Source organism: Chitinophaga sp. YIM B06452 (assembly GCF_039655965.1).
Taxonomy (GTDB): Bacteria; Bacteroidota; Bacteroidia; order Chitinophagales; family Chitinophagaceae; genus Chitinophaga.
Window position 1 is genome coordinate 119,087 of the sequence record NZ_JAWLKY010000003.1, and the last position, 13,145, is coordinate 132,231.

General features: G+C 55.3%; 5 protein-coding genes. 4 read left to right on the top strand and 1 reads right to left on the bottom strand.

The annotated features are described in order from the left end of the window. Positions 1-109 precede the first annotated feature (109 nt). The 4 genes from R3I13_RS17440 (at position 110) to R3I13_RS17455 (ending at position 11,880) form a co-directional block, all read left to right on the top strand. Positions 110-3,415, top strand: coding sequence for a caspase family protein (locus R3I13_RS17440; protein WP_346319237.1), 3,306 nt, complete (start codon positions 110-112; stop codon positions 3,413-3,415). Positions 3,416-3,427: 12 nt separating this feature from the next. Then, complete coding sequence (locus R3I13_RS17445; protein WP_346319238.1) at positions 3,428-6,031, top strand: S8 family serine peptidase; 2,604 nt, start codon at positions 3,428-3,430, stop codon at positions 6,029-6,031. 252 nt (positions 6,032-6,283) lie between these two features. Beyond that, the gene (locus tag R3I13_RS17450; RefSeq protein ID WP_346319239.1) at positions 6,284-9,874 is read left to right on the top strand and encodes a PAS domain S-box protein; all 3,591 of its coding nucleotides are present in this window, start codon (positions 6,284-6,286) and stop codon (positions 9,872-9,874) included. Beyond that, positions 9,871-11,880, top strand: a complete 2,010-nt coding sequence (locus R3I13_RS17455; protein WP_346319240.1) for an LTA synthase family protein — start codon at positions 9,871-9,873, stop codon at positions 11,878-11,880. The genes R3I13_RS17450 and R3I13_RS17455 overlap by 4 nt, the downstream gene beginning before the upstream one ends. On the opposite strand, the gene R3I13_RS17460 is transcribed toward R3I13_RS17455, so the two are convergent. After that, positions 11,881-13,104: a YaiO family outer membrane beta-barrel protein gene (locus tag R3I13_RS17460; RefSeq protein WP_346319241.1), complete on the bottom strand. Its 1,224-nt coding sequence runs from the start codon at positions 13,102-13,104 to the stop codon at positions 11,881-11,883. Positions 13,105-13,145 lie beyond the last annotated feature (41 nt).

The following is a 13,145-nucleotide window of genomic DNA, read 5'->3' on the forward strand; positions in this document are numbered from 1 at the left end:
TTATTTGTCTGAGCCTCAATAAAGTAGTAGGTTTGACATGACCTCAAAGCATACAACGACAGAAAGGATAACCGTAACCCCGTAGTTTCGCATTAAAATATTAGCTGATATGCAAGAACGTAAGTTTTATGCCGCTTTCGTGGGCATAAATGCCTATTCACAGGGCGCGCTCAGCGGATGCATACACGATGTGCTGAAAATGGACCTGCTGTTTCGCGAACAGGCAGCCCAGCAACCCGGTATGCAATACCTCCCGGCCTATTACCTGGCGCCCAATGCGGCGGATGAACGCCAGATAGCCGCCTACCGCGGATCGCAGCAAACGGAGCTGGCATACGAAGCGCCTACTTTCGCCAATATCACCACCAAGCTGTTCTCTCATTTTGATAATGCCGGCGAAGAAGACATTTGTGTGTTGTTCTATAGCGGCCATGGCTCGCAAACCGATGCACCGGAAGAGTTTCATTATGCCAATCCCGGCCGCAAGCTGGAAACGCTGGTATGCGCAGACAGCCGGACCACCGCCCGCGACCTGGTCGATAAAGAGCTGGCATACCTTATCTGGAAAGCGTTTTCGAAAACGAAAGCGCATTGCCTCGTGATCATGGACTGCTGCCACTCGGGCAATAATACCCGCGCGCTGGTGAACGAAGACGATGTGCAGTTCCGCTTCCAGCCTTCCGCGCGGAATAAAGTAGCGTTCAAAGATTTTATCGGCTATGGCGATATGGATTTTTATACGGTGGAAGAAGGCCGCGCCACGATCACGATTCCCCGTTATGTGCACCTGGCCGCCTGCCGCAGCGATGAAAAAGCGCAGGAGTCCATGCGCGGCGGACTGTTCACCGGCAAGCTCGCGGAAGTATTGCGCGCCGGGGGCACAGCCGCCAGTTACCGCGACCTGGTGCAGCGGCTGGCCATTACCGTCAGCAGCCGGGCAGACAGGCAGCATCCCGTGGCGTTTTCATTGAACGATGCGGACCTCGACCAGCAATTCCTTTCTTCTTCCATACAACCTTATAAACCTATGTATGAAGTCCGCTTCAATGAAATGGAAGGAACATGGAAGCTGTATGGCGGCGAATTGCACGGCATTGCCGTGGGAGATGTAATGCGGGTGACAGACGGGAAAAAGACGGCAGATACAGCTGTTACCGCGGTTTTCCCGCTGTATGCCACCATTGCCCTGGAAGGCTTTGATACAGAAAGCCTGGATGTACGGGCTTCCGTGCTGAAGGCGAACCGGTCGCTGATGATCGTGGAAAGCAGTGCAGACAAGGCTTTAGAGGATGCATACAAAGCCGGGACATTCCCGGGACTGCATTTGTCGTTCCTGCCCAACACGGACGGCGCGCAGTACAAAGTGAAAAAACTGGAAGGCGGGGAATACCTGCTCACTGATTACAACGGCGAACTGCCGTTATTCCGCAGGGAACGGAACGCCGCGCTGTTCCTGGAAAAAATTAATACCATCGCCAACTGGCGGGCGGTAAAGGAACTGAAGCACCTCGATCCTTTGCTCACCAAAGAACATTTTAAGTTCGATTGGGAAATCGTGGAAGGGCAGGCCCTTAGTGAAAATGCGAAAGGAGAAAAGGCGGAAGGGGACAACATTCGTTTACACTACAGGAATGGCCGTCATCCTGCGTTCCGGCTGCATGTCACGTTAAAAAACGATGCGCCGGTGGAACGTTGTTTCATACAGGTGTTGTACCTGGGCAGTAAATACGGCATTTATACAGACCTCGTGCGCGAAGACCAGCCGGCTCTTTTGCCCGGTGAAGGCATTGCGCTGACGTACGCGGTCAACAATAAATTTTCCGCTACTATTCCCGTCAGCATCGATCCCGCTTATAAAAACTACCAGGTGAGCGAAGTAACAGATCACCTGAAGATCATTGTATCTACCGCCGAATTTGAAGTGAGCCGTTATAAACAGGAAGGCCTGGAGCTGGACCTGGCGCCGCAGAGGGCCGGGGTGAGGGACCTGGGCGGGGGAGCGGAGGAGCAGGCAGTAGATCTGGCCGCATGGTCCGTTTTTACATTCTCCGTTACCTGCGTGGCGGAAACGAACGAGCAGCAGCTGCCATCCGGCGGCACGGCCGATTTCGGGGCGTTTACCGTCACAGCGCCGAAAGGCTTTTCCGCGAAAGCGGTGGCACTAACGGAAACGAATACACGTGATATGACCGACACGCCCTCGCCGGACATCTGGGGCACCGAACTGACGGACAATGGGCTGAACGGCAGCATCGCCGCGCTGGAGCTGCATACGGACCAGGCGCTGGAACCCGGCTTCCCGCTGGTGATACAGCAGGCGCCTCCACGGGCGGCCGTCCGTTCGCTGGAGGAAGAAGACCGCGAAGAAGTGATCGTGCCGTTCGGTTATGATCACGAGCTGCAATTGTACGTGCCGCTGGGATACGCGGACGATGAAGGGAATATTTACGTTGAAAAGCTGCCATCTTCACCCGTTACTTCCCGCAGCCTCATGTCTGCTGTGAAGCTGTATTTCAAAAAAGTGTTCCGCCCCAAACAGGCGAACACGCTGGCTATTTACGCTTCAGCCGGAGGCGGCTGGAAGGAAGTGCAGGCGTTGGGACCCGGCGCGAAAGCCACTTTGCTCATACACGGCATCATCGGCGATACGAAGTATATGAAAGAAGTGTTCATGGCACAGGACCCGCCGCCGGATTACCTGCTTACTTACGATTACGAAAACCTTTCCACCCCCGTGGCCACTACCGCCGCCCTGCTGGACAAAGCGTTGAAAGATGCAGGAATGGGCCAGCCCGGGATGCCGGAACTCACTATCGTAGCGCATTCCATGGGAGGGCTGGTGGCCCGCTGGCTGACGGAAAAGATAAAAGATACCGGCTATGTAAAAAAACTGATCCTCGTCGGCTCGCCCTGTTCCGGCTCCGAAATGGCGGGCCTGAGCGGCACGGCAACCGGCTTACTCACACAGGCGCTGAATATTACCGGGCCGGTGAAATACGCCATTACCGGGCTGGCGTACCTGCTGAAGCACCTGAAGCTGAACCCGGGCACCACGTTGAAAGAGCTGTCGCCCGGCTCGCCGCTGCTGCAGGACCTGGCCCTTTCGCCCATGAAGCCCGGCGTGGAATACCACATCATTGCCGGAAACACGGCTTTGCTGGAGAATTATTCAGGCGATGATTTTTTCCTGCGCAAAATAGCGGCGGTAGTAACGAAAAAGGTCGTATACCCGGGACTGTCTTTCGCGTTGTACGACAAAGAGGCCAACGACATGGCCGTTACCCTGAAGAGCATGTTCGCCATACCCGCACTGGATAAGGGAAAGCAGGTGCAGGAAGTGGCCAGCAACCATCTTTCCTACTTCCGCGAACCGGCCAGCATGAACGCGTTAATGAACCTGATTCACCACACTTAAAACCCCAATGATATGTCTAAAGGTTATTCCCTGCACATCGGGCTCAACAAGCTCGATACCGAACACTATCCCGGTGTGCCCGTACTGAAAGCCGCCGTCAACGATGCCGTTTTCTGGGAATCCTATGCCCGCGGGCTGGGCTATGAGCCGCATTCCCTCCACAACGCCGCCGCCACCAGCATTGCGGTGCTGGATGCGCTGAATACCCATGCAAAACAAATGGAACCGGGAGACATCCTGCTGCTCACCTACGCCGGCCACGGCAGCCAGGTGAGGAATGAAAAAGCGGAAGGGTTTGACCAGGAGAGGAACGACCAGACCTGGTGCCTGTACGACCGCGAACTGCTGGATGACGAACTGTTCGAAGCCTTCCGGGGTTTCCGCGAAGGCACGCGCATCCTGGTAGTGTCCGACAGTTGCCACTCCGGTACCATGGTGCGCGCCCTGCCGGATGAATCGGACCTGAGCGCCCTGCTGGAAGCCGGCCTGAACAGGAGCGCGGCTGCGAGAGGCCTCCGTTCCCGCAAACTGCCGCTGGAAGCGGAGCAGGACGTGATGGCGCGGTTCGCCGAAAGCGTGTACGAACCTTTGCAGAAAAAATACCGGAAAACCGCGCAGGCCGCCAATGTAAAAGCCGCGGTGAAGCTGATGGCCGCCTGCCAGGACGATCAGACCACCTACGACGGCGAAACCAACGGCATTTTCACAGAAGCCTTCATGCAGCTGTTTGAGCAGCCTTCCATGAAAAAGGCCACGGCGGAAACATTGATAGACGAGATCCGTGAAAAATATTATTTCCCCCGCCCCAACTTTTTCCAATACGGCAGCATCATTCCTGCCTTCGACGCTGCATTCCCTTTCACCATCAGCATCCCCGATGCAGCTAAGGTAAAGGGTTCCCGCCCGCCGGACCTGCGCCCCGACCCTGTCCGCCGCGATATTTCACAGGAAGAGCAATGGGACAACGTGAAAGTGAAAAAGAACGCGCAGCTGCTGATCGAATTCGAAGAAAAACCTGATGCCGGCCTTACCGGCGGTGAAGACATTGAAGTGCTGGAACAGGATGGCAACAGCATGCTGGTTGAGCTTAAAAATACGCCCCATGAGCATGCCTGGAGCGCGGCGCACGCGCTGCAGCAGGAACTGCTGGCGAAAGGCTGGAAGGCTAGGGTAGAGCCTGTGCTAAGCGTAAATCCCGCGCAGGATAAACGGGCCACCCGCGAAGGGGACGCCAATAATCCCGATTTCATCCGCGAATGGCCGCCTGCGCATCCTGAGGGAAAGATCGGCTGGCACCTGGATGATGACCATTCCCAGCTGAAAAAAGCCAGCGAAGCCGTAAGCGCCAAACCCGGCGCGCATGTGCGCATCGCCCATCTCGATACCGGCTACATCGCCGGTCACCCGGCCCTGCCGGCTAAGCTGGACGCGGCCAGGCAACGCAGTTTTGTAAAAAAAGAAGATCCGTCACAGGCGATAGACAAGCCTGAATCAGGGCAGGACGGTCATGGTCTTGGCACCATGGTGCTGCTGGCCGGCAACAAAGTGGCGCTGGCAGACACTTTCGAAGAATACGAAGGTTTCATCGGCGGCGCGCCCCTGGCAGAGGTAATACCCATGCGCATTTCGGAATCCGTGGTGATCATGAACGACAAAAATTTCAGCGAAGCGCTTTCCTACGCCATAGAAACCGGCTGCGAAGTAGTGACTATGAGCATGGCGGGCAAACCCAGCAACCGTATGGCCAGGGCCGTGAACAAGGCATACGAAGCGGGCATCGTGATCGTGTCTGCCGCCAGCAATTGCTGGTACAAAGGCACGGGTAACTTATTGCCCAAGTGCGTGATGTATCCCGCTGCATTCGAGCGGGTGATTGCCGCTACCGGAGCGATGTACAACCATAAGCCTTATGATGTGGACTTTTTGCAGCCCGGCAGCGAGCGCGCCATCAGCACGCAATATATGCAGGGCTCCTGGGGCCCGGCATCCCGCATGACGCGGGCGCTGGCTGCCTATACGCCGAATACGCCCTGGGCTTCCACGAAACATAAATTCCTGCGCAGCGGAGGCGGCACTTCGTCCGCCACGCCGCAGGTAGCCGCTGCTGCGGCGCTCTACATTGCCTTTCATCGTGAAGAAATGGAGCAGAAAGGTTATTATGAAGAAGGCCGTAAATGGCTGAAGGTGGAAGCCGTGCGCCATGCCCTGTATACCGCGGCGGCAAAGGAGAAGCTGTTTCCCGAATGGCAAAAATACTACGGCAATGGCATCCTGAAAGCCTGGGACGCATTGCAGGTGCCGGTGGCAGACGAAAGCGCCCTCACACAATCGCCCTCCGCGGAAAGCACTTTGTTTGGCGTGGTGGAAACTGTTGGCTCGTTCTTCAAGCGCCGCAAGCTGTTCCGCAGCGGGGAACCCAAGCCGTCGCCGGAAGCGCTGGCCATGGAATTGCTGCACCTGCTGCAAACGGACCCACAGTTTTTCGCCCTGTTTTCCCGCCTGGACCTCAGCGACCCCAAAGCCGTGGAAGCCGAGGTAAGCAGGCCGGAGTTCCGCGACCAGGTGCTGCAATCGCCCTACGCTTCCGCATATTTGAAAGAAGCGATGTTGGCGTAAGATTTCGGCGCTGGCACTGGTGGCGGATTCCGAACAACAGTAGGATGCCTAACCAGGATCATGGCCCGACATGACGCAGGTCAGTTCCGCAAGCCGCGCAACAGCCGATCTTTGCGGTATTCTAAGCAATTTTAGTGTTTTCATAAGATACGTTAGTACAGCGCCGGGGATTCTTCTACGGCGCTTTTTCTTATTTTTGCCTAAATTTATAATCGAGAGAGGACAACCAATATCCCTGAGGATAGCTGCCATATGAATACACCGCCTGTTCCGCCGAATGAAAAAGAACGGCTTGCCGCGCTGCATCGTTACCATATCCTGGACACTGCGCGGGAAGAAGAATACGATAAACTCACTGAGCTGGCCTCCCGCATCTGCGGTGTGCCTATTTCGCTCATTTCACTCATCGACGAAAAACGTAGCTGGACCAAAGCGGCCACGGGTATGCCTATACACCAGACGCCCCGGGCCAGATCCATTTCCAGCCTGACCATTCTGGGAAACGGGCTGATGGAAATACCGGACACTACGAAAGACAGCAGGGTTTCCGCCTGGCCGTCCGTAACAGGGAAAGAGCATATCCGTTTTTACGCGGGTTACCCGCTGATAGATAAGAACGGCTTCGCGCTGGGCGCGCTTTGCGTTTCCGACCGCAAGCCCAACCGCCTGGACACGCACCAGAAAGAAAGCCTGCAGTTGCTCGCCGAAACCGTCATTGCCCTTATTGCTGAAAGGCGGAAAAATGAAGAGCTGCAGCACTTCGAAAATCTTTTTGATCTTTCCCAGGACCTGATCTGTATTGCCGGCATGGATGGTTATTTCCGGCGGGTGAATCCTTCATTCAGCCGCGTACTGGGCTGGCGCGTAGAAGAATTGCTGAGTATGCCGGTGCTGGACCTCGTTCACCCCAACGACCTGGACGCAGCCACCGCAAGCCTGGCAGCCCTTGCAGAGGGCAGCGCTACCGTGAGCTTTACCCGGCGGATGCGGACAGCCGCCGGCGGATACCGGGTCATACATTGGGCCGTGAACTCCGAGCCCTCCAGCGGCAATATTTTCGCCATAGGCCGCGACATCACCGAAGAAAGAAAACAGGAAGAAATGCTGGAGAAAAGCCAGCAGAAGCTCAGCGCCTTTTTTGAGCACAGCCAGGGCCTGATGTGCACGCACGACCTGGAAGGCAACTTCCTGTCGGTTAACAGCGCAGGAGCCAACCTGCTGGGTTACAGCACGGAAGAACTGATCGGCAAGAACCTGCGGGACATTGTGCCGACCAGCCATTACCCTTTATTTGAACGATACCTGGAAGAGATACGCACAAAAGGGCGTACCTCCGGGCAGATGACCACCGTTCACCGCAACGGCTCCCGCCGCATCTGGATGTACAGCAATTACCTGGAACAGGCGTTGAACGAAGAGCCATTCGTTATCGCCAACGCTATTGATATCACAGACCGTTACCTGCTCGAAAAAGACCTGGCGCGCACCACGGAAATGCTTGAACAGACGAACCAGGTGGCCCGTGTAGGCGGCTGGGTGGCGGAAACGGCAAAAGAAAAGATCTACTGGACCAACGTCACCAAGGAACTGCACGGCGTGCCTCTCTCTTATGAGCCAGACCTCGAATCAGCCGTTGGTTTCTTCAAAAAAGGCGAAAGCCAGTCTGCCGTTATGCGCGCCATCAACCGCGCCATGCGCACCGGCAAAAGCTGGGATATGGAAGTGCAGATCGTGACCCGCCAGGGCAAGGAACGCTGGGTGCGCGTGCAGGGGCATGCCGAATTTGAAGACGGTGTATGCAAACGGCTGTACGGCTCTTACCAGGACATCAACGAGAAAAAACTGGCCCAGCTGGAAGTTGCCAATTCCAGGAAACTGTTGCAGGAAGTGCTGCAATCAGCTTCCGAAGTGAGCATGATCGCCACGGATACAAGCGGCACCATCACCCTGTTCAACAACGGCGCGGAACGCATGCTGGGCTACACTGCCGACGAAATGATCGGGAAGAAGTCTGCCGCCGTTGTGCACGACGCGGAAGAGCTGGAAGAAAGGGCGCGGGAGCTGTCCCGCGAAACCGGGAAGGAGATCAAAGGGATGCGCGCTTTCGTGTACAAAACGGAAAAAGAAGGTTCGGAACAACGCGAGTGGATATACGTAAAAAAAGATGGCTCGCGCTGCATCGTGTCGCTGGTAATGACGGCCATCCGCGACTTCAGGAACAACATTGTAGGATACCTCGGCATCGCCACCGATATTACCAAACGAAAGCGGATGGAACAGGCGCTCATTGCCGCCAAGCAGCAGGCGGAGCAAATGAGCAGCGCCAAATCCGAATTCCTGGCCAATATGAGCCACGAGATCCGCACGCCGCTGAACGGCATCATCGGGTTTACCGACCTGGTGATGAAAACCCAGCTGGATAATACCCAGAAACAATATATCTCCATCGTTCACCAGTCTGCCAACGTACTGCTGAGCATCATCAACGATATACTCGACCTGTCCAAAATTGAAGCCGGCAAGCTGGACCTGAATGTTGAACGGGCAGACCTGTTTGACATGGGCCGCGAAGCCATGGACATCGTGACGTTCCAGGCCACCACAAAGGGCCTTGAGGCTGTGCTCGATATTTCCGGCGATCTCCCGCGGTTCATATTCGCCGATGCGCTCCGCCTGAAACAGGTATTGGTGAACCTGTTAGGCAATGCTGTGAAGTTTACTGAAAAAGGTTCCGTCAAGCTGCGCATTTCAGCGCTTACCAACCCGAAAGAAGACGAGATCACCTTTAAGTTCGAAGTGCGGGACACAGGCATTGGCATACGGCCGGACAAACAGGAGAAGATATTTGAAGCCTTTGCGCAGGAAGACGCATCTACCACCAAACGTTACGGCGGCACGGGCATTGGCCTGGCCATTTCCAATAAGATACTCGCGCTGATGGGCAGCAAGCTGCAGCTGATCAGCTATCCCGGCTCGGGAAGCATTTTTTATTTCTACCTCAAACTGCAGGCAGACCATGCCTTCGCGGGCGAAGCAACAGAAGCGGCTCCAAAACTTTCGGACGACGCTGCAATCAAGATGCGGGAAACCACCGCATGCGTACTGGTGGTGGAAGACAATTCCGTGAACATGCTGCTCACCAAGACCATCATCCACAAACTTATGCCACGGGCCACCATTGTTGAGGCAGGCAACGGCCTGGATGCCGTGAAGATCTGCCGCCACCGCATGCCCGATATGATCCTCATGGATATCCAGATACCGGAGCTGAACGGTTATGAAGCCACGTTCAAGATCAGGGAAATGGAGCGCAACGGGCGCGTGCCCATCATTGCCCTCACCGCGGGAAACATCAGCGGCGAAAGGGAAAAATCGCTGGCCTCGGGGATGGACGACTTCCTATCCAAACCGATCGTAGAGGCCTCATTGTCTGAAAAAATACGGAAATGGCTGACCGGAAACGGAGAACGGCAGCCTGAAGAAACCATCGAGGAGAAAGACATGTCGAAACACTTTAATGAAAACGTACTGATAGAATACCTTGGAGAAGATAATGTGGGGAAGGAAATCCTTGCCCTGATCCGCTCCGAGCTGCAAAAGGCCGTGGAGGCCATACAGCAGTTTGTGAAGGAGGAGAACCTGGCCGGGCTGAACGCTATCGGCCATAAGTTGCGCGGCACCACGTCCAGCACAGGATTGGGAGAGCTGGGCCGCCTCGCTCTTGAATTCGACCGTATGAAAACATTTGATCCCGACACCGTGTATTCCCTGCTGGAGGAAATTTCCGCGGAAGTAGCGCTGGTGATGGGGCTTATTCAGCAAAGAATAGATAGAACTATATGAAAGTCCCCAAGCTGCATTTCTGGATACCCGCGTTCAACCGCTTCCTGCTGTTATCGCTGCTGCTGTTGCTGCTGATAGTATTGATCAGGGCCATAGATCTCGCCATGATCGGGCGGCTCCCGGTTTCGCCGGCCGTCATTGTGCCGCGGGCGTTGTGGGCTGACGTGCTTACGTTCTTCAGCATCATCCGCTGGATCGTGATACCGTACCTGCTGTTGTACATGTTTGTCAGCAAAAGGGCAGGGGATATTTTTTACCTCACGCTCATCAGCCTGTATGTGATAATCAGCTTTGCGCTCAACCTTTATTTCCAGCAAACGAGTGTGCCGCTGGGCGCCGATCTGTACGGTTATTCTATGGAAGATATCAGGCAGACGGTGGGTGCGGCCGCGGGCGGCGGCTTGCCTACAGTTACGCTCATCGGGCTGGCAGCGGTGTTTGTTGCGGCAGTCGTATCTATGATATTGTTATACAGGAAAAAAATAAAAGGAGACAGGAGGGGATTCTGGTTTGTGCTGGTGGCGGTTTTCTTCTTCTGGATACCGGTTTCCAAAGCGCTTACCCGCAGCGGCATCCGTTCGGAATACGCAGGGAATATCATCTTGAATAAAACGGGGTATTTCCTGACGCGCAGCCAGCAGTATTTTTTTCCTTCTGCCGTTGGCGAAGGAGGCTTGGGTGAAGAAATGGCGGCGGATACGCTGTTCCGTGTGCAATATGTGCAGCCCGATAAATATCCTTTCCTGCATACGCCGCCGCCCGGCAATACTTTGCTGCCGTATTTCCGCCAGGGCAGCAGGCCGCCGAACGTGGTGATCGTGCTGGTGGAAGGGCTGGGTCGCGCATTTTCGGGGCAGGGCGCATACCTCGGCAGTTTCACGCCTTTCCTGGATTCGCTTGCAGGCCGCAGTTTGTACTGGGAGAATTTCCTGAGCGGCGGCGGGCGCACGTTTGCCGTGCTGCCTTCCATTTTGGGGTCGCTGCCGTTTGCGCAGAACGGTTTTGCCGAGCTGGCGCCCGATCTGCCCAATGCGCTTACGCTGATGAACCTCGCCAAACATAACGGCTATTATACACGTTTCATGTACGCCGGGGAAGCGGGTTTCGATAAGATGGACCAGTTCGCGGAGAACCAGGGCGTGGATACCATTATCGGCAAACATAACTTTGGCGAAGGATATGAGCTGCTGCCGGTGAACAGCGGCGGATTCACCTGGGGCTATTCCGATGAAGCGCTGTTCCGGAAATACCTGGACGCGACACCCGCAGATTCCCTCCAGCCGCGGCTGGACGTGATGCTCACCGTTTCCACCCATTCCCCTTTCAAAGTACCCAACCAGGCCCGCTACGATGCCATGGCTGAGCAGCGCATCCGTTCCCTTGGACTGACCGAAGAGGAACAGGCCGCGCATCTTCGATACAAGGCGGTGTATGCGTCCATTTTATACATGGACGAGTCGCTGCGCGGTTTCTTCCGGCAGCTGCAGCAGCGGCCTGACTACGCCAATACGATCGTGCTCATTACCGGCGATCACCGGTTGCCGGAAATACCCATGCGCTCGAAGATCGACCGGTATCATACCCTGCTGCTGATACATTCGCCGCTGCTGCAGCGCGCCGCAAAATTCTCTTCCATTTCCTCGCATCTTGACGTTGCACCGTCTCTCACGAGCCTGTTGCAAGCGCAATACAGCTTTGCCGCACCGCCTTATACAACCTGGGTGAGCAGCGGTTTGGATACGGCGCGGGCTTTCCGCAACGTGCATCAATACCCGCTGATGCAAACCAAGAATGACCTGTCCGACTACGTGGCGGGCACCTACCTGCTCAACGGCGGCACTCTTTTCAGGATATTACCCAATATGGACCTTGAGCCTGATAGCGACGAAGATACCGCAGGCAAGCTGGAAGCGGGCTTCGGGCGTTACCGCAAAAAGAACAACCAGCTGGTTCAAACGAAACAGCTGATGCCTGATTCGCTGTACAGGCAGTATGTGAACAAATGATCAGAAACGGCGCATGAGGCTCACCTGCAGGTTCACCTGGTTGCCATAGGTGTCCGGCCGGTATTCTTCATAATACCAGGTGCCGTAAAGGCCGATGATGTTTTGTTTGAGGAATGTTTTCTGCCAGCCCAGCAGCGCTTTGTAGGTCATCAGGCTGGTGTTGATCTCGTAGTTGATGTTGTTCCGCTGATCGTCAGGCGAAATGCCGGTGCCGATGCCGAAGGTCCAGTAATCGTCTGCCCCGGCCGTATACAGGCGGGAAGTGAGGTGGAAGGATTTGCTCAGGTTGTCTTCCCCTGGCGTCAGGAACGTGCGGAAGTTGAACCAGAAATTGCGGTAATATTTCCCGATAGATGCCGTATACACCCAGGTGTTGCTGGAAAAATAAAGGTAACGGAAGCCGAGCTCTGCCTCGAAACTCTTTGGCAGGTTGGCATACAGCGAAAAGCCCGCGCGGTATCTCGGGAAAATGTCGCTGTTGGAATAACCGAAACCGACATAGGAGTAAAAGGTATTGGAGAACCGCGGATACGCTTCCACCTCGCCCTGCACGCCGCTTTCCCCAAACTTGTTGGCATAGTTCACCCGCCCGATAACAGAACCGTAATTGGTCTGCCGCCCATAACTAAGGCTGGCCATATGCCAGGCCTGGTCGAAACGCTTGTCGAAATACGTATAATCGTAGCTGAGGTCCAGCTTGTTTTTCCTTACCTGGTCCTTAATACCGTTCAGCAAAGACCGTGCGGCGGCATTGCCGGGGTTGATGGCCAGCACTTTATTCGCATATTCCGCGGAGGCGGTTAGTTGTTTCATGAAACCGAGGATACGCGCTTTGCGCAGCAGCAGCTCTTCACTTTGAGGGTGGTAACCCAGCCCTTTGTCCACATACTGCAATGCTTCCTGCGGGCGGTCGTTCCAGTATTCGAGGTCTGCAATGGCGACGTATGCATCTTCGTACTCCGGCTGCCGTTGCAGGATATACTGGAATTCCGCGCGGGCGCTGTCTGTTTTGTCGGACCACGTGTATACGCGGCCGAGAAACACCCGGATGTCCGCATAATCCGGGCTTTTAGCGAGCGCCATCCGGCAAAGGCGGATGGCTTCGGGATAATCTTTCCGGTCGAAAGCCGCTTTCCGGGCTTCCTGGAATAACTGATCGGAATCCTGACCAATAGCCAGCAGGGATGTAAACAGGCTTACAGTCATCAGCAAGAAAAACCGCATATTCAGTAGGTGTTTTTTAAATATCAATAAAGATAGGACTT

Excerpts from the sequence above, each read along its gene's own strand:
- R3I13_RS17440 (WP_346319237.1), top strand. The coding sequence starts at position 110 with ATGCAAGAACGTAAGTTTTATGCCGCTTTCGTGGGCATAAATGCCTAT.
- R3I13_RS17445 (WP_346319238.1), top strand. The coding sequence starts at position 3,428 with ATGTCTAAAGGTTATTCCCTGCACATCGGGCTCAACAAGCTCGATACC.
- R3I13_RS17450 (WP_346319239.1), top strand. The coding sequence starts at position 6,284 with ATGAATACACCGCCTGTTCCGCCGAATGAAAAAGAACGGCTTGCCGCG.
- R3I13_RS17455 (WP_346319240.1), top strand. The coding sequence starts at position 9,871 with ATGAAAGTCCCCAAGCTGCATTTCTGGATACCCGCGTTCAACCGCTTC.
- R3I13_RS17460 (WP_346319241.1), bottom strand. The coding sequence starts at position 13,104 with ATGCGGTTTTTCTTGCTGATGACTGTAAGCCTGTTTACATCCCTGCTG.